A 17,657-nucleotide genomic window follows, 5' to 3' on the forward strand; every position below is an offset into this window, starting at 1 on the left:
TAAATGCAATAAATTAATAGCAAGGTGTTGTAAGCGAGGTGCTTTTTAATGAGGGTCATATACGTATCCAGAATACAGGCCATACGCACGCTTGTGGTGCTTGTGCTGGTTATAATCTCCATAGTATATACCCAGACCACACAGTATGATGTCATAAGCGTGTTTTTAAACACCAAGAGGGAACTGCCTATATACTCGGTGGAGACCGATGAGAAGAAGATTGCCATATCCTTTGATGCAGCCTGGGGGGCCGAATACACCGATGAAATCCTTGATATATTGAAAAAGAGGAATATCAAAGCGACGTTTTTCTTGGTAGGTTTTTGGATTGATAAGTATCCCGAAAAGGTAAAGAGGATTGCTTCGGAAGGCCATGAGATAGGTAATCATTCCACCACCCACCCGCATATGTCTCAGCTGAGCAGCCAGCAAATCCGGATGGAAATTGAGACCACGCAGAAGAAGATAGAGGAACTGGCAGGTGATCGAGCAGTTAAGCTTTTCAGGCCGCCCTTTGGAGACTACAACGATAGGCTAATCCTGACATGCAGGGAGATGGGGTATTATCCTATTCAGTGGGATGTGGACTCCCTCGACTGGAAGGAATACGGCGTTGAGCACATGTTTAATCAGGTGACCAAGAGGGTGCGTAATGGCTCCATCGTGCTTTTCCACAACAACGCCAAATACATCGTGCAGGCTTTGCCTCTCATATTGGATCATCTTATTCAGAACGGTTACACCATTGTTCCGGTATCAGAACTTATTTACAAGGATAATTACTATATAGACCACACGGGTAGGCAAAGGAAAATGGGCACGTGAGCGAATAAAACACCCATCAATTGAATAGCTATAATTTAGATGACAAAGTATGAAGCATTGGGGATGAAATGATACCGAGAAGGGAGAGGATATAATGTTGGAACACACTTCGGAAAACAACCAGGTCTTGGTAGCTGGGACGGTTGACTCTCCGCCTGTCTTTGCCCACGAGATATACGGCGAAGGTTTCTATAACTTCACCCTGGCGGTGCCCAGGCTCAGTGGTTATGTCGATGTTATACCCGTCACAGTATCTGAAAGACTTATTGATATAGGCACGCTTCCAGTGGGGGCTAAAGTTGTAATAAAGGGACAGTTTCGCTCATACAACAAGTACATTGATGGGAAAAACAGGTTGATACTTACGGTATTTGCAAAGGACATATCCATGAAGGAGGAGGAGTATCGAGGGATAAGAAATCCAAATCAGATTTACCTTGATGGGTATATATGTAAACCACCGGTTTATAGGACCACACCGCTTAATAGGGAGATAGCCGATGTGCTGTTGGCTGTCAACAGGTCCTATAATAAATCCGACTATATCCCTGTCATATTGTGGGGGAGGAATGCGCGGTTTTCTGAAAATCTTGCGGTGGGGCAGCGTATCAGGATATGGGGTAGAATCCAGAGCCGGCCTTATCAAAAGAAACTGCCAAACGGCGAGATACAGGATAAAATAGCATATGAGGTGTCGGTTTCAAAACTTCAGGTGGTGAGCGAGCAAAAATAAAGTGTCTTCGGACACTTTATTTTTTTCTGCACTTGATTCCTTTTCTAAGCTTGTACAATGTGCTAAAATAAAGAAGAACCCTTTTATTTGGGTTCTTCTTGGATATTGCTTGTGGGAGCAGGTATGAGCAGCCTTTGTCCGGGGTAAATGAGGTCAGGGCGTGGAATGTTGTTGAGGCGAATCAATGCATCCAGTGGTACATTGAACTTTTCTGCTATGCTGTAAAGGGTATCTCCAGGCTGCACGATGTACACCTTGCCGCCCGGTGGGGGTTTAGGGGGTTCAACGCCTGGTATGAATATCCTTTGGCCAGGATAAATGATATATGGAGGCGGAATTTGGTTAGCCCTTATGAGTTCAGCTAGCGGTATGTTGTATCTCTGTGCTATCTTATATAGCGTGTCGCCAGGCTGGACGATGTAGTAGAACCCTTTCGTGGGAGGGGCAGGTTCTTCAGGGATTTCAATCAGTTGTCCTGGATATATCCGATTTGGGTTGGGTATGTTGTTTGCAGCTAGGATGGCTTCTACTGTGGTGTTGAATTTCCGTGCAATCTTGTAGAGGGTATCGCCTGGCTGAACGATGTATGTCATTAGCTTTCCCTCCTTTTAGGTGCTGTATTATTATATCTATATGCGAGATACCAAGGTTATGTGATTGTTTTTTGTCAACTATCCCTAAATGAAATCGAAGGCATGAAAGCCTCAGAGTGAAATGTGATTGTTTTTAAAGGATAAAATGCCTAAAAAAGTAATTCCACAGTTGCTTTAATTTAATGTAAATTGAGATTTATACTTTCATCTATCTTGAAAAACGCTTTAAACATCTTAAACTTTAGGTGAAGCAATGGTTATTATACATTGCGCGTGAGTGCTGTATTAAACAGAGGGCTAAAATATTTTCGCATGCAAGCCCGTTCCAAATACCGCCTGTTGGGGGTGGAACGGCTGTAAGGGCGGACTATAAATACCCCAACCTTCTAAACGGGTGCTTATGTACCGTTTAGATGAACGGGCCAGGGAAATGGAATACCGTTCAAAAATCAGGGATGAACTGGTGGATCAGCTTTTTAGGGCTATACTAAGCCTTGAGACGATGGAGGAGTGCTACCGCTTTTTTGAGGACCTGTGTACCGTAAGTGAGATCAAATCCCTGGCACAGCGGCTGGAGGTGGCCAGGATGCTTAAAGAGAAGAAGACTTACAGCGAGATAGCTGAAAAGACGGGAGCCAGCACCGCCACCATAAGCCGGGTTAACAGATTTTTGCTTTACGGGTCGGACGGATATAATATTGTACTTGATAGGATATCTAAAAAGTAGAGACTGGCGAGGTGCATACTTAGCTTTTTGTTATGCTCTATCACCCTTGTGGTTGAAAGAAGTCAACTACCTTTTATACAATACCACAACCTACATACAACCGATAACAGTAGGAATGGATATAGGTTTCAGAACAGCAAGTGTATCGGCTGTTACAAAAAAGAAAGAGGTGTTTTCTGCGGAGATAGAGTTGAGGGCCGATATCAAAGGGTTACTGTTTAAACCGAAGGCAGCAGTACATGAGGACGTGGATAAAAAGTAATAAAGCAAACTAGCAGTCGCTCTAAAGCGGCAATTTAGAACAGCGGGTGAAGAGGTTATGACAGAGGATATAAAGAAAAGGTTTTGTGCCTTGAGGGATGAAATAATTAAGCTGCAGTACCAGCATTTAAATGAGATGCAAAGGAAAGCAGTGCTGACCACACAGGGGCCTCTCCTGGTGTTGGCGGGTGCCGGCTCAGGTAAGACTACCGTGCTGGTCAATAGAATTGCACACCTTCTTAGGTTTGGGTGTGCATACGGTAGTGACCATGTGCCCAAGGGCTTAAGCGTGCAGGATATAGATGCTATGGGAAAATACTTGAGTTTGTGCCGTGAGAGTGGGAAGGTACTTCCGCTTACTGAGCGCATATATGAACTTCTACGCTACCGAGTTGCATTGCCGGGCAGCATACTTGCCATTACTTTTACCAATAAAGCGGCAAAAGAGATGAAGGAAAGGATAGTTAATATAGTGGGGGAAGCGGCCCATGACATATGGGTCAGCACTTTCCACTCCGCTTGCGTCAGGATACTAAGGCGGGAGATCGACAAGATGGGCTATTCACGAAACTTTGTGATATATGACGAGTCAGACCAGCTGACGGTTATTAAGGACTGCGTCAAAGAGCTAGACCTTAATGAAAAGTATTATCAACCCAAAGAGATAAGGGATTTAATAAATCGGCTCAAGGATCAGATGATAGGACCTCAGGAGTATATGAGCAGGGCTTATAGCTATAGAGAAGAGAATATAGGCCGAATATATCAGCTTTATGAAGCTAAGCTTAAAAAGAATTGTGCCCTGGATTTTGGTGACCTCATAAACAAAACTGTGGAACTTTTTCGCTTAAGGCCTGATGTGCTGGATTATTATCAAAAGAAGTTTCAGTACATACTGGTTGACGAGTATCAGGATACCAACATGGCTCAGTACATGTTCATAAAGATGTTATCAGAGTTTCATGGGAATGTATGCGCTGTAGGGGATGATGACCAGGCGATTTACGGCTGGCGCGGGGCCGATATTAGAAACATCCTGGAATTTGAAAAGGATTTTCCAGATGCAGTGGTCATCAAGCTGGAGGAGAATTACAGGTCTTCTCAGACAATACTCGATGCCGCCAACAACGTGATAAAGAATAACAGGGGACGAAAGCCAAAAAAGCTATGGACCAGGCATAAGCAGGGAGAAAAGGTAAGAATTTACCAGGCATATGATGAGCACGATGAGGCTGATTTCATATGCCGTAAGATTAAGGATTTGATGCAGCAGGAGGAATACAAGGCGGGAGATTTTGCAGTGCTTTACAGGGTGAATGCTCAGTCGCGCGTGCTGGAAGAGGCCATGATAAAGTATGGCATTCCCTATCGTATATATAAGGGATTGCGGTTCTACGACCGCAAAGAGATAAAGGACGTGATTGCATACCTGCGCGTCATTGTAAATCCCGCTGATGATGTGAGCTTAAAGCGCGTAATAAACGTTCCCAAAAGGGGGATAGGGCCTGCCACCATAGAAGCGCTTGAGAGAGCGGCAGTAGATATGGGGGAAAGCATGTTTGGCGTTGCCATAGACCTTGATAAAAACGGGGTGCTATCAGGCAGGGCTGCTGCCAGCGTGAAGGCGTTTATTGATCTCATAATACGGCTTATTGCATTGAAGGATACCATGGGGATAGTGGAGTTTATCAACACGGTGCTGGAGGAAACGGGATATGTAAAAGAGCTTGAGAGCGAAGGTACCATGGACGCTTTAGCGCGCCTGGAAAACATAAAGGAATTCATCTCTGCTGCCAGGGAATTTGAAGAGGCCAATGAAGGCGCAAATATTGTAGACTTTTTGGAAAATATTGCACTTGTATCCGATGTGGACCAGGTAGGCGAGGACGAGTCGGCTGTGGTACTCATGACGCTGCACAGCGCAAAAGGGCTGGAATTTCCGGTCGTTTTTATAGCCGGCATGGAAGAGGGGTTATTCCCACTGTCTAGAGCTGTGGACAACCCTGATGAACTGGAAGAGGAACGCCGGCTGTGTTATGTAGGTCTTACCCGGGCTAAGCAGCGGCTTTATCTGTCTTATGCTCAAAATAGGACGCTTTACGGCAGCTCCATGTTGAGCATGCCCTCGCGATTTTTAAGTGAGATTCCTGAAGATCTAGTAGAGCCTGTGGATCGAGGATATGCCTTTGGTAGAGGAGATTTGGTGTTTAAATCGAGGACAAGCATTGACTCATCTGACAGATTTGACCTGCCGGCAAGGGCAACAAAAGGAAAGGCGGATTCTTCTGTTGGCGCCTCGTCTTCCAGGTTTGCGCTGGGGGATAAGGTTCTACACCAGAGGTTTGGCGTGGGAACCATCGTTGCTATGGACGGTGATGGTGATGACCTTCGCCTTCAAATCGCTTTTGAGCAAGGCGGCATAAAGAAGTTTATGGCCAATCTGGCTCCGCTTAAAAAGCTTTAATTTGTATAGCAAAATAACTTTAGGTAAGATGGTGTGGTGGTGTGTATGGACGTAAAGCAGGCAAGGGAAGAGATAGAAAAGCTGAGGGAAGAGATAAGGAAGCACGACTATTATTACTATGTCCTTGACCAGCCGGTGATTTCCGATGAAGAATATGATGCTCTCATGAAGCGCCTGACTTGGCTGGAGCAGGTGTTTCCTGAACTTGTTACTCCCGATTCGCCCACCCAGAGGGTGGGGGGACAGCCTTCAAAGGCCTTTAGAGCAGTACAGCACAGGGTGCCCATGCTTAGCTTGGCCAATGCCTTTAGCGAAGGTGAGCTTAAAGACTTTGATCGTCGGGTAAGAAGCGTTGTGGGCGATGATGTCGAGTATGTCGTGGAGTACAAGATAGACGGGCTGTCGGTAGCTTTATGGTATGAAAACGGCGTATTTGTGCGGGGGGCTACCCGTGGAGATGGCTTTACCGGAGAGGATGTGACTGAAAATTTAAAGACTATAAAAAGCGTTCCCTTAAGGCTTCTCAAGCCCTTTACCCTTGAGGTGAGGGGAGAGGTCTTTATGTCCAAAAGGGATTTTGAGGTGCTAAATCAACAGCGGCAAGAAGAGGGGCAGCCTTTATTTGCCAACCCGAGGAATGCCGCAGCAGGTTCCTTAAGGCAGCTTGACCCCCGTGTGACGGCTTCAAGGCCATTGGATATCTTCATATTTAACCTTCAGTACATAGAGGGTAGCCAAATGCCGGAAACCCATTGTGATGCTCTTGACTTGCTGCGTGAGATGGGCTTTAAGGTTTCACCTGTTTTGTACCGTTCGCGCCGTATAGACGAAGTCATCGATGTTTGCCTTGAGTGGCATGAAAAGAGGCATTCGCTTTGGTTTGACATAGATGGCCTGGTGATAAAGGTCAATAATTTACGGCAGAGGGACATGCTAGGGGCTACTACTAAGAATCCTCGATGGGCCATTGCATATAAGTTTCCTGCCGAGCAAAAGGAAACGGTGATACGCGATATAATTGTGCAGGTGGGAAGGACGGGCGTTTTGACTCCTACTGCGGTATTTGACCCGGTACCGGTAGGAGGGTCTATAGTTTCGCGCGCTACCCTCCACAACGAGGACTATATAAAGGAAAAGGACATACGTATCGGGGATACCGTGATTATCCGTAAGGCTGGGGATGTGATACCCGAAGTGGTGGAGGTTGTTAAGGAGAAAAGAACCGGGAATGAGAAGCCTTTTGTGATGCCCAAGCGTTGTCCGGTATGCGGAGCTGATGTTGTACGGCTTGAAGGCGAAGTTGCAGCAAGATGTACGGGAAACGCCTGCCCGGCACAGATAAAACGGCTGGTGATCCATTTTGCCTCCAGGGATGCTATGGATATACAAGGTCTGGGGCCAGCTATGGTAAATCAGCTGATTGATAGAGGAATAATCAAGGATGTGGCCGACCTTTACTACTTAAAATATGAAGATTTAATAGGAATTGAGAGGATGGGTAACAAGTCGGTCAGAAACCTACTGGAGGCTATTGAGCAGAGCAAAGACAGGGGGCTGGCACGGCTGTTGTTTGGCTTGGGAATTCCGCTGGTGGGAGCAAGGGCCGCACAACTTATAGCACAACACTTTAGTCATATCGATAGGATCATGAAAGCCAAGAAAGAGGAATTCCTAGAGATTGAAGAGATAGGTAATAAGATCGCTGAAAGCATAGAAGCTTTCTTTAATGAAGAGCAAAATATAAGGGTTATAGAAAAGCTCAAAGCTGCCGGAGTGCTTATGGAGCAGCCAGGCGTGGTGCGTCGCGATGAGTCGCTAAAAGGGTTGACCTTTGTTTTGACGGGTACATTGAGCAGCTATACCCGCGATGAGGCAACGCGCCTCATTGAGGAAAGGGGTGGTAAGGTCTCAAGCAGCGTGAGTAGGAAGACTAATTATGTGGTGGTGGGTGAAAATCCAGGTAGCAAGCTGGAAAAAGCCCGTGCTCTGGGTATTGCCATATTAAATGAAGAAGAGTTTAAACAGTTATTGGGCATAAAATAGGTCCAATTTACTATTCTTCAAATATTGATTTTTTAGTAGATTTATGTTTAAATATTTTTAGTAGATTTCTGTTCAAATATAAGATAATAATGGTAATTTTGTCATTTCTTGTTTTGTAAATCTGTAATAACAAATTTAATAAGGGGAAGGGGGTGAGGTATTGGGGAGACGAGTTTTGGCATGTATGCTTGTTGTGCTTATGCTATCAGCACTACTCCCGCAGCAAGCATTGGGAGCAACCTTGTTGAGGCGAGGAAGTCGTGGATCAGCTGTGCAGCAACTTCAGCAGCAGCTCATAAAACTAGGGTTTTTGCAGGGTAGTGCTGATGGTATTTTTGGGCCTAAAACAGAAGCAGCTGTGAAAAGTTTTCAAAAAGCTTATGGCCTTAAGCAAGATGGCATAGCCGGCCCGGCAACGCTGGCCAAGCTGGCTAAAACGTTATCCGGATCTTCTGGAAGCAGCGGCTCATCATCTACACTTGCACCAGAGCTGCCTTCGCGAAGTGGAAGCTCAACTGCACCTATAACGACGACGCTAAAGTTGGGCAGCAGGGGAAGTCAAGTGGTGACGCTGCAGAAGAGGCTCAATGAGCTGGGGTACAACTGCGGTGTAGCAGATGGGGTCTTTGGCTTAAAGACGCGCCAAGCAGTGATGGCTTTTCAGAAGGATAACGGTTTGGTAGCAGATGGTATAGTGGGACCACAGACCATTGCTAAGCTGTTTCCTGTACAGCAGCCACGGAATCCACAGCCACAACCGCAACAACCGCAGAATCAGCAGCCTCAGCCACAGCCACCGCAACAACCGCAACCACCTCAGGAGTCGCAGCTTGAGCCTGAACCATTGCCACCACAACAACCGCAGTCAGGGCCTGAACCACAGCCACCGCAACCCAGTTCTGGTTTTACGCAATTTCACGGTATACCGGGGACATTAGTCGGCAAGGTGATATTTGTGGATGCTGGACACGGTGGGGAATCAAAGGATGGAGGAGATCCTGGGGCTACTAGAGAACATCCGGGTTACGGACTTGTCAAGGAAAAGGACATAGTCTTCGATATAGCTTTGAGGCTCAAACGTATATTGGAAGAAGCTGGTGCCACGGTGATACTTACCAGACCTGATGATAGGTATTATTCTCTATTTTACAGGTCAGCCTTGGTGAATACCTATATTCTTCAGGTTGAGTTGGATTCTCTTAAAAAGGAAAAGGAAAATATAGAGAAAAACAAGTATGAGAAAGAAATAACTATGAAAGACAAAGAACAACAAAAGGCCCTGTATGAACTGGCTGTTGGGGATCGAGAAAAAGCGTTAATTGAATATAAACGCAATTTAGAGGAGTACCAGCTTCAAAAGAGCAATTTAATATCTCAACAGGCTGTGGTCAAGGTAACCTTTGAGCAAAAAGATTCGCTATATTTGAGCATCTACGATGCACATCAAACTAAAAAGGAACAATTGGATGTGCATAAAAAGTTGTTGGAAGATCTTCTTTCCCAGAAAAATAATTTTCAACAGCAAAAAGATAAGCTTACTATTGAAATTAGTACAATTCAAGGGCAAATTAACGAATTGAAGTCAAGGCTACAGTCCTTGGAAAAGCAGCTTAATGAATTGCCGGAAGGCCATCCTAATAGAGAAGTTATTATACAAGAAATAGGACAAATTCAGCTGAAATTAAAGGAAGCTGAAACGCTACTGGGACAAAAGAAAACCGAAGAGGCTGTATTAGACGCTAGAATTAAGGATGTGGATTTACAGATTAATTCTCTGGTAATGGTTGTGAAACAATATGAAGAAGACTTAGCTTTATTGGCTTCTGAGTTGGTAAGAGTAAAAGCTGAGAGGGACCTTGCTAAAACGCAGCTGGACCTAATATCCCGTCAATTAGAGGAACTGGAGGTAAATATAGAAAAAACCGAAGAGGCTATAGTTCTGCTTGAAAAAATTACAAAAGAGCCGGCAGAAATAATACCAAAGTTGGAAGAAGAGATAAATTCTTTAAGAAAAGAGGTTGAGGTGTTAAGCAAAAGGTTAAATGAATTGAACCAGAAAATTGCTTTGTACAGTGAGAGAATAAAGCAGTTCGAGGTTTATTTAAAGAATCCTCAACTAGCAGACAGAGTAGGCATATATGCAGGACAGCTTATAAATGGAAAAAGATATGCAACTTCCGATTTAGTTGAAGTCTTTGACCTTACACGCCAGAAATACCAGAATGACTACCTGTTTATCTCTCTGCACTGCAACTCGACTGCTACAGAGGAGCAGACATCAAGCTCAGGTATCAGCGTATTTTACAGGGACAACGGGCCGTATTCCTACAACGGCACATACGGCGTCAATGTAGACTACTACAAAGGGTACAATGCTGCTGAAAGGGAAAGGTTTGCCACTACTCTGCTGCAGCAGCTTAATGTCACTACCAATTTTTCTAAGAAGTACACTGTTCCTTATAAGGCTGACTTCAGCGTGCTCAGAGAAAACAACGTGATCTCTGTGTTGGTGGAGGTGGGCTTCATCAATAACCCCAACGATAGGGCGTTGTTAATCAATGAACAGACCCGTGAGGACGTGGCTGCTGGCATATACAAAGGAATTGTGGAGTATTATAAAAGATAAAAAGCATAGGAAAGCGGGCTTGATGAAGGCCCGCTTCTTTTTTTGCCCTTAGAGAAAGCTGGGGCTTTTTGTGCCCTAAAAACTGTTTGACTTTCAGTCAAATAGTGGTACAATATTATAAGCAAATATTTGAAGCAATTATGTGTTAAACGGAGGAAAGAAGTGAATATAGGTAAAATATCAAATGAATTCTTAAAAAATCAGATTATTTCGAAGTTAACAATTAAGCGCAAGGATGTGTTATTGGGGCCAGGTATAGGCAGAGATTGCAGCATAGTGGATTTTGGCGATGAGTTGTGTATAATCTCAAGCGACCCAATAACCGGGGCTTCCAGCCAAATGGGATACATAGGGGTTCACATATGTTGCAACGATATAGTGACCACAGGAGCGGAAGTGGTGGGAGTGACGCTTACCATTCTAGCTCCGCCAGATGCCCGAGCTGTAGATATTGAGCAGGTGGTAACAGATGCTGAACGAGCAGCCCTGGAACTTGGGATAGATATTCTGGGGGGCCATACAGAGGTTACGGATGCTGTTTCCAGAATGGTGCTGTGCCTGACAGCTATTGGCAAGGTCAAGAAGGAAAAGGTGATATCTTTTGCAAATGCTCAACCGGGAGACGACATAGTGGTCACCAAAAAAGCGGGGATGGAGGGTACCGCCATTTTGGCGCATGATAGGGAGGAGTTGCTTCTACGTCATTTTTCTCAGGAACTAATTGAAAAGGCAAAGGGCTTTATAAAATTCATCAGCGTTATGAAGGAAGGCAGGTTTGCCAGCTCTTTTGGCGTACACGGGATGCATGACGCAACCGAAGGGGGTGTGCTGGGGGCTATATGGGAAATCAGCGAGGCTATGGGTAAAGGGGTTGAGATAGACGTAAGCAAGATACCTATAGCCGCTGAGACTGCAGCTATTTGTCGCTTTTTCGGGATAGACCCGTTGAGGCTTATCTCCAGCGGTTGCATGGTGATAGTAGTGCCGGAAGGCAAGAAACTGGTTGAGTTGCTCAATCAGAATGGGGTTGAGGCTGTGGTGGTAGGCAAGGTTATTGACGGTACTGACAAATGGTTGCTTACTGAGGAGGGGCGCATTCCCCTCGAAGCACCGGATGCAGATCATCTGTATAAAGCGCTGAACTTTTCAGAAAAGTTACCATGATGGCGTAAAAAAGACGGTTTTTAATGAGTATGAATTGTGTTATAATACTGATTGAATCTTCCGAAAGTGTAGTAGAATTAAAAAGAGCCTAAATTTTAAAAGTCAGCTTTTATAAATCCGTCATAATTTGGGAATTTCAAGACTATAATACAAAACAAAGAAACGGAGACGGTAATATGATTTACAGCATGACGGGGTTTGGCAGAGGCAAGGTAGAGGACCAAGGAAGAGAGATGTCCATAGAGATTAAGACGCTGAACCATCGGTTTTTAGATGTCTATGTCAAACTGCCGCGCACCTTATCTTTCCTGGAAGAGGATATAAGAGGGATGGTCCAACAGCATTTGTCAAGGGGTAGGGTGGAGGTGAATGTAAGCTATTCCAGCTATAGAAGTGATGCTGTCGATGTACAGGTCAACCAACCCCTTGTAGATGCTTATCTGTCTTGTTTTAATAAGCTGGCACGGGAGCGAAATCTACCCAACGATATCTCCGTATCGTCTTTGCTTCATATACCCGAGGCTTTTGTCATCAATGAAGTGGAGGAAGACCAGGAGACGCTCAGGGAAATGGCAAAAACTCTTATGGAGCAGGTGCTATGCCAGGTAAAGGATATGCGCAGGAAAGAGGGCGAGAACCTAAAGAAGGATTTGCTGGTGAGGATAAGCAGAATAGAGTCCATGGTAAAGTGTATTGAGCAGAGAGCTCCTCAAGTTGTGGATGAGTACCGAGACAAGCTGAAAAACAGGCTCAAAGAGCTGCTACAGGGCTCTGAGCTGGATGAAAACCGCTTTAACATGGAAGTGGTGTACTTTGCTGAAAGGTGTAGCATAACGGAGGAAATAGTGAGGCTCTTTAGCCACCTCGAGCAGTTTAGAAATGCTTTCGAAGCAAGTGAACCTGTAGGCAGGCGGCTTGATTTCCTGATTCAGGAGATGTACCGGGAAGTCAATACCATCGGCTCTAAAGCCAATGATTTAATAATAGTTAACTTTGTGGTTGATATTAAAAGCGAAATAGAGAAGATAAGGGAACAGGTTCAAAATATAGAGTAAGGCTGAAAAGGAGAGTGGGGTAATGAGTATTAAGCTGGTTAATATAGGATTTGGGAATATAGTATCAGCAAATCGCCTTATAGCCATTGTCAGCCCCGAATCGGCGCCTATAAAGAGGATCATACAGGAGGCGCGGGAGAGGGGTATGCTCATTGATGCTACTTATGGGAGAAGGACCCGAGCTGTCATAATTACCGACAGCGACCACGTCATATTGTCTGCTGTGCAACCCGAGACGGTAGCCCATCGTGTCAATGCCAAAGACAATACGGCTTCTATTTCGACAGTGTCTGAAGAGGAAGAAGAGGAGTAAAGATAAGCAGTGGGGTTCACCATGTTCAGTAAAGGGCTACTGATAGTGGTATCAGGTCCTTCGGGTGCTGGTAAAGGTACTATATGCAATGCTTACCTTGAGAGAAATCCCCATGCCGTACTTTCTGTGTCTGTGACCACCCGTAAACCCAGGGCTGGAGAAAAGGAAGGGGTTAACTATTTTTTTAGGGATAAGGAAACTTTTCTTAAAATGGTAGAAAATGGCGAATTTTTAGAGTATGCTGAGGTTTATGGTAATTATTACGGTACCCCTAAAAAATTTGTTGAGGAAAAGCTGGCTGACGGTAGAGATGTTATACTGGAGATCGATATACAGGGAGCACTGCAGGTGAAGGAGCGTTTCCCAGAAGCGGTGTTCATCTTTGTAATTCCCCCTTCAATGGAGGAGCTTAAGAGGCGCATTGTAAAGCGTGGGACGGAGGATGCAGAGACCATATATAAGAGATTTCAAAGCGCCTATGAGGAATTGAACTATATTTCTCGGTATAATTACGTTATCCTAAATGATACGGTAGAAAGTGCTGTGGCCAAGCTGGAGGCCATTGTGTTGGCCGAAAAATGCCGTGTGGACCGAAACAAAGAGCTGTATTTAGAATTGACAGGGAGGGGTTGATAGTGCTTTATCCGTCGCTGAATGACCTCATGAAAAAGGTTGACAGCCGTTATACCCTTGCTGTGGCGGTGGCAAAGCGTGCAAGGCAGCTGGTTGCAGGGGCTAAGCCTTTGATTTCGACCAAGTCCAGCAAGCCTGTTACCATTGCCACTGAGGAAATAAACGCAGGCAAAGTATTATATAGGCGAACAAAAGAAGGTATAAAGTGATATGGAAGTTCTAAAGGATAAAAGGATCCTTATCGGCATAACCGGTGGGATTGCTGCATACAAGGCGGCTGAAGTTGTAAGCTCTCTTGTTAAGAAGGGTGCTCAGGTAAAAGTCATAATGACGGCCCATGCCATGGAATTCATAAAGCCTCTTACCTTGGAGACTCTTTCAGGCAATCCGGTTTATTATGACATGTTTTCCAGGCCAGGGGCTTGGGAGATAGACCATATATCCCTTGCAAAGTGGGCTGAACTGGTGGTGGTGGTGCCGGCCACTGCCAACATTTTGGGTAAAGTAGCCCACGGTATAGCCGATGACCTCTTGTCCACTACCATCATGGCTACCAGAGCACAGGTCATATTTGCCCCTGCCATGAACACCAATATGTACACCAATCCCATCGTCCAGGAGAATATAAGCTTTTTAAGAAGCAAGGGATATATGTTCATACCGCCGGCTGCCGGAAGGCTGGCCTGTGGGGACTACGGAGAGGGTAAATTGGCCGATATACAGGATATACTTGCTGAGATAGATAATTATTTCTCGAGGAAGAGCGATTTAAAGGGTTTAAAGGTGCTTGTAACTGCGGGTCCCACAAGGGAATATCTGGATCCTGTACGGTTTATAAGCAATCCTTCGTCAGGTAAGATGGGCTATGCCATTGCTGCTGCGTGTGCTGAAAGGGGAGCTGACGTGGAGCTGGTGTCAGGCCCGGTATTACTATCTCCGCCGCCAGGCGTGAGGCTTCACCGGGTTGAGACGGCCCAAGAGATGTTTGAAAAAGTAATGGAGCTCTTCCCCTCATGCAACATAGTCTTCAAAGCTGCGGCGGTAGGGGATTATCGTCCTGAGGCTTACTGTCCTACCAAGATAAAAAAGGACAGCGAGAGATTGATTTTGACGCTGATAAAGAATCCGGATATATTGAAAGAACTGGGCAGACGCAAGGACGACCGTATACTGGTAGGGTTTGCAGCCGAAACCGAGAATATTGAGGAGTATGCCAGAAAGAAGATGCGAGAGAAAAACCTTGACTTCATAGTGGCAAACGATGTAACCCGCCATGGAGCAGGATTTGAGAAAAATACAAATGAGGGTTTACTGATTACCCGTGAAGGCGAGGTTATAGCCATTCCTCAAATGGATAAGAGAGAATTTGCACACAGGATAATAGACGAGGTTATAAAGCGCATCCCTGTTTTGAGGCGGGTGTCAAATTAAAGGGGTACCTTGTGTGTACCCTTTTTATTTAGATGAGGGGGAGTTTTGTGAAGGGCGAAGTGGTGTATGCTGGTGTGATAATTGACCAGGCTCATCCCTCGCTTGATAAGGTATTTCTTTATCTTGTGCCCCAAGATTTAATGGAAAAGGTTCAAGTGGGTTCAAGGGTTCAGGTGCCGTTTGGCCCTTCAAATAGGAAGGTGGAAGGTTATGTGATTATGTTGGAGTCTGAAACCGATATACCATCTGAGAGGGTCAAAGCTATAAATAAAGTTATGGATGACTATCCCGTACTCCCTCGGCATATGATACCTCTCATAGAGTGGATGAAAGATGAATATCACTGTCTGACTATAGATGCCATCAGGTGTATAGTACCTCCCGGGCTTAGGGCTAACATTAAAAAAAAGGCTCAAAAGTTGGTATTTTTGAATGACCCAGGAGATTTGGTGGAGGAGCATATAAGTTATATTGCTAGCAAGTCGCAATATATGGCAGATGTGTTAAGGTTGCTGGCTCAACAGGATGGCATACCGCTTGAAGAGGTGAGGGCAGCGACCAGAGCGCCCCTGTCAAGCATAAAAAGCCTGGAAAAGCGGGGTTGGATTCGCATAGAGCAGCAGGAGGTGTACCGCGATCCCTGGGCTTATGAGCCGGATATAGGGATACAACCTAAGGTTTTAACTCAGGAGCAGAGGCAGGCTGTTGAAGAGCTGGAGACAGCACTCATCAAGGGGTACGGCAAATTTCTGCTCCAGGGCGTGACCGGTAGCGGGAAGACGGAGGTGTATATCCAGGCTGCACAAAAAGCTCTGGCCTTGAATAAACAGGTCATTGTATTGGTACCCGAGATATCCTTGACTCCTCAGACGGTGGAACGCTTCAAAAGCCATTTTGGGCAGCGTGTGGCCATACTGCACAGTGGCTTGTCCTTGGGTGAGCGGTATGATGAATGGCGCAGGATTAGAAACCAACAGGTTGATGTCGTGGTAGGGGCGCGCTCGGCTGTTTTTGCGCCTTTTGAGCGGCTTGGCCTTATCATAATCGATGAGGCCCATGAGGACAGCTATAAATCGGATATGCAGCCCAAGTACCACGCTGTGGATGTTGCTCGCAAGAGATGTGAATTAGAGGGGGCTGTGTTACTGCTGGGCAGTGCTACACCCGCAATAACCGATTATTACCTGGCACAAAAGGGCGTATACAAGAAAATAGAGATGAAGTATAGGGTAGACCAGAAACCCTTGCCTCCCGTGGAAATTGTGGACATGCGTAAGGAGATAGAGCTAGGTAATCGCAGCATATTAAGCGGTGCGCTTTACCGCGCCTTGAAAGATGTGTTGCAAAAAGGCCAGCAGGCCATCCTGCTCATTAACCGCAGGGGCTATGCCCAGTTCGTCTCGTGCCGCTCATGTGGATTTGTGGTAAAGTGCAGCAACTGCGATATATCGCTTACCTATCACGCTTATGACAACAGCTTAAAGTGCCACTACTGTGGAGCTATTCATCCCTATCCCAATGTCTGCCCTGCCTGTGGTAGCAAGTATATCAAGCATTTTGGGATAGGGACGCAAAAGGCTGAGGAGGAAATCGGGAAATTATTCCCTCAAGCTCGGGTAATAAGGATGGATATGGATACTACTTCTACCAAAGGGGCACACCAGCGAATTTTGAAGGCATTTGGAGAAGGGCTATATGATATATTACTAGGTACGCAGATGATTGCCAAAGGGCTAGATTTTCCACGTGTGACGCTTGTGGGGGTGATTGCAGCCGATACTGTACTCAATTTACCTGACTATCGTAGCCCTGAGAAGGCTTTTCAGCTGATCACTCAGGTAGCAGGCCGTGCAGGCCGTGGACCGCATGGCGGCAGGGTTATAATACAGACATATCAGCCTCAGCATTATGCCATACAGTTTGCGGCAAGGCATGACTACATTGGGTTTTACAGCAGAGAGATAGAAATACGCAAGCAGTTTATGTATCCTCCGTTTTCACACATGATCAGGATATTGATAATGGGTGAAAAGGAAGAGGATGTAATAAAGCTTGCCAATGATAGTAAAGACTGGCTTAAGCAAAGGATTGATGGTAGCTATGTGTTGAAGCAGGGATTGGATGAGATAGGTGCATATTCTGCTCCTTTGGAGAGAATTAACAATAAATATCGGTGGCATGTGTTGATCAGGATTAAGCCTGATGACATATACAGGCAGGCGTATCATGGCCTGGTGGATGAATATTTGGAATGGTTTATTGGCGTTAAGGAAACCATCATTGTGGATTTTCATCCATTGAGTCTGCTATAGAAAGGGATGGTCATTTTGGCAATAAGAAAAATTATGATATACGGCAAGGATGATGTGTTGCGCAAAAAGTCCAAACCGGTTGAGAAGATAGATAAAAGGGTTTTAGAGCTGCTTGATGACATGGCTGAAACCATGAGGCATGCCGATGGGGTGGGTTTGGCAGCTCCACAGGTGGGTATATTGCGGAGAGTGGTAGTGATTGATGTGGGCGAAGGCTTGATCGAGCTTATCAACCCCGAGATTGTGGAATCTTCGGGGGAGCAACGGGGGGCAGAAGGGTGCTTGAGCATCCCTGGGATAAGAGGCGAGGTTATACGCCCTGAAAGGGTAAAGGTAAAGGCCTTAAACAGAGAAGGGGAACAAATAGAGGTCACTGGGACTGGGTTGCTTGCCCGGGCGTTGTGTCATGAGATCGATCACCTGGATGGGATACTGTTCATCGATAAAGTGGTGCCGGGAACGCTGGTGGAGGGATAA

At 45.5% G+C, this 17,657-nt stretch carries 16 protein-coding genes; 15 read left to right on the forward strand and 1 reads right to left on the reverse strand.

Translation table 11 applies throughout. The features are described from left to right. Positions 1-48 precede the first annotated feature (48 nt). Both JOD02_RS03605 and JOD02_RS03610 read left to right on the forward strand, forming a co-directional pair. Positions 49-825 (forward strand): polysaccharide deacetylase family protein, encoded by a 777-nt coding sequence (locus JOD02_RS03605; RefSeq protein ID WP_204486985.1) that lies wholly within the window; start codon positions 49-51, stop codon positions 823-825. A 94-nt stretch (positions 826-919) separates the two neighbouring features. Beyond that, complete coding sequence (locus JOD02_RS03610; RefSeq protein ID WP_204486987.1) at positions 920-1,558, forward strand: single-stranded DNA-binding protein; 639 nt, start codon at positions 920-922, stop codon at positions 1,556-1,558. 83 nt (positions 1,559-1,641) lie between these two features. Here JOD02_RS03610 and JOD02_RS03615 read toward each other — a convergent pair whose 3' ends face one another. Further along, a complete protein-coding gene (locus JOD02_RS03615) occupies positions 1,642-2,151 on the reverse strand; it encodes a LysM peptidoglycan-binding domain-containing protein (protein WP_204486989.1) in 510 nt (169 codons plus the stop codon). A gap of 400 nt (positions 2,152-2,551) precedes the next feature. Between JOD02_RS03615 and JOD02_RS03620 the strand changes: the two genes are divergently transcribed. The 13 genes from JOD02_RS03620 (at position 2,552) to def (ending at position 17,657) form a co-directional block, all read left to right on the forward strand. After that, on the forward strand, positions 2,552-2,878 hold the full coding sequence (locus JOD02_RS03620; RefSeq protein ID WP_243426315.1) for a YerC/YecD family TrpR-related protein: 327 nt from the start codon (positions 2,552-2,554) through the stop codon (positions 2,876-2,878). Between the two features lie 115 nt (positions 2,879-2,993). Continuing rightward, the gene (locus JOD02_RS03625) at positions 2,994-3,140 is read left to right on the forward strand and encodes a hypothetical protein (protein WP_204486991.1); all 147 of its coding nucleotides are present in this window, start codon (positions 2,994-2,996) and stop codon (positions 3,138-3,140) included. Between the two features lie 135 nt (positions 3,141-3,275). Further along, a complete protein-coding gene (gene pcrA, locus JOD02_RS03630; protein ID WP_394355736.1) occupies positions 3,276-5,603 on the forward strand; it encodes a DNA helicase PcrA in 2,328 nt (775 codons plus the stop codon). A gap of 45 nt (positions 5,604-5,648) precedes the next feature. Further along, positions 5,649-7,646, forward strand: coding sequence for an NAD-dependent DNA ligase LigA (gene ligA / locus JOD02_RS03635; protein WP_204486994.1), 1,998 nt, complete (start codon positions 5,649-5,651; stop codon positions 7,644-7,646). A 160-nt stretch (positions 7,647-7,806) separates the two neighbouring features. Further along, positions 7,807-10,272, forward strand: a complete 2,466-nt coding sequence (locus JOD02_RS03640) for a peptidoglycan-binding protein (RefSeq protein ID WP_204487000.1) — start codon at positions 7,807-7,809, stop codon at positions 10,270-10,272. A gap of 162 nt (positions 10,273-10,434) precedes the next feature. Further along, positions 10,435-11,436, forward strand: a complete 1,002-nt coding sequence (locus tag JOD02_RS03645) for an AIR synthase-related protein (RefSeq protein ID WP_204487002.1) — start codon at positions 10,435-10,437, stop codon at positions 11,434-11,436. 176 nt (positions 11,437-11,612) lie between these two features. Next, positions 11,613-12,491, forward strand: a complete 879-nt coding sequence (locus JOD02_RS03650) for a YicC/YloC family endoribonuclease (RefSeq protein ID WP_204487004.1) — start codon at positions 11,613-11,615, stop codon at positions 12,489-12,491. Between the two features lie 22 nt (positions 12,492-12,513). Beyond that, positions 12,514-12,804, forward strand: a complete 291-nt coding sequence (remA, locus tag JOD02_RS03655; RefSeq protein ID WP_204487006.1) for an extracellular matrix/biofilm regulator RemA — start codon at positions 12,514-12,516, stop codon at positions 12,802-12,804. A 21-nt stretch (positions 12,805-12,825) separates the two neighbouring features. Beyond that, a complete protein-coding gene (gene gmk / locus JOD02_RS03660) occupies positions 12,826-13,437 on the forward strand; it encodes a guanylate kinase (RefSeq protein WP_204487360.1) in 612 nt (203 codons plus the stop codon). After that, positions 13,437-13,646: a DNA-directed RNA polymerase subunit omega gene (gene rpoZ / locus JOD02_RS03665; protein ID WP_394355737.1), complete on the forward strand. Its 210-nt coding sequence runs from the start codon at positions 13,437-13,439 to the stop codon at positions 13,644-13,646. The genes gmk and rpoZ overlap by 1 nt, the downstream gene beginning before the upstream one ends. A 1-nt stretch (position 13,647) precedes the next feature. Then, positions 13,648-14,868: a bifunctional phosphopantothenoylcysteine decarboxylase/phosphopantothenate--cysteine ligase CoaBC gene (gene coaBC / locus JOD02_RS03670; RefSeq protein WP_204487009.1), complete on the forward strand. Its 1,221-nt coding sequence runs from the start codon at positions 13,648-13,650 to the stop codon at positions 14,866-14,868. 47 nt (positions 14,869-14,915) lie between these two features. Further along, positions 14,916-17,180, forward strand: coding sequence for a primosomal protein N' (gene priA / locus JOD02_RS03675; RefSeq protein WP_204487011.1), 2,265 nt, complete (start codon positions 14,916-14,918; stop codon positions 17,178-17,180). Between the two features lie 33 nt (positions 17,181-17,213). Then, complete coding sequence (def, locus tag JOD02_RS03680) at positions 17,214-17,657, forward strand: peptide deformylase (protein WP_394355738.1); 444 nt, start codon at positions 17,214-17,216, stop codon at positions 17,655-17,657.

Source organism: Caldicoprobacter guelmensis (assembly GCF_016908415.1).
Lineage (GTDB): Bacteria > Bacillota > Clostridia > Caldicoprobacterales > Caldicoprobacteraceae > Caldicoprobacter > Caldicoprobacter guelmensis.

What these genes read in the sequence shown, in the direction of transcription:
- JOD02_RS03620 (WP_243426315.1), top strand. Translation starts at nt 2,552, where the DNA reads ATGTACCGTTTAGATGAACGGGCCAGGGAAATGGAATACCGTTCAAAA.
- JOD02_RS03605 (WP_204486985.1), top strand. Translation starts at nt 49, where the DNA reads ATGAGGGTCATATACGTATCCAGAATACAGGCCATACGCACGCTTGTG.
- gmk (WP_204487360.1), top strand. Translation starts at nt 12,826, where the DNA reads ATGTTCAGTAAAGGGCTACTGATAGTGGTATCAGGTCCTTCGGGTGCT.
- remA (WP_204487006.1), top strand. Translation starts at nt 12,514, where the DNA reads ATGAGTATTAAGCTGGTTAATATAGGATTTGGGAATATAGTATCAGCA.
- JOD02_RS03615 (WP_204486989.1), bottom strand. Translation starts at nt 2,151, where the DNA reads ATGACATACATCGTTCAGCCAGGCGATACCCTCTACAAGATTGCACGG.
- JOD02_RS03610 (WP_204486987.1), top strand. Translation starts at nt 920, where the DNA reads ATGTTGGAACACACTTCGGAAAACAACCAGGTCTTGGTAGCTGGGACG.
- pcrA (WP_394355736.1), top strand. Translation starts at nt 3,276, where the DNA reads ATGCAAAGGAAAGCAGTGCTGACCACACAGGGGCCTCTCCTGGTGTTG.
- coaBC (WP_204487009.1), top strand. Translation starts at nt 13,648, where the DNA reads ATGGAAGTTCTAAAGGATAAAAGGATCCTTATCGGCATAACCGGTGGG.
- JOD02_RS03650 (WP_204487004.1), top strand. Translation starts at nt 11,613, where the DNA reads ATGATTTACAGCATGACGGGGTTTGGCAGAGGCAAGGTAGAGGACCAA.
- ligA (WP_204486994.1), top strand. Translation starts at nt 5,649, where the DNA reads ATGGACGTAAAGCAGGCAAGGGAAGAGATAGAAAAGCTGAGGGAAGAG.
- JOD02_RS03625 (WP_204486991.1), top strand. Translation starts at nt 2,994, where the DNA reads ATGGATATAGGTTTCAGAACAGCAAGTGTATCGGCTGTTACAAAAAAG.
- def (WP_394355738.1), top strand. Translation starts at nt 17,214, where the DNA reads ATGATATACGGCAAGGATGATGTGTTGCGCAAAAAGTCCAAACCGGTT.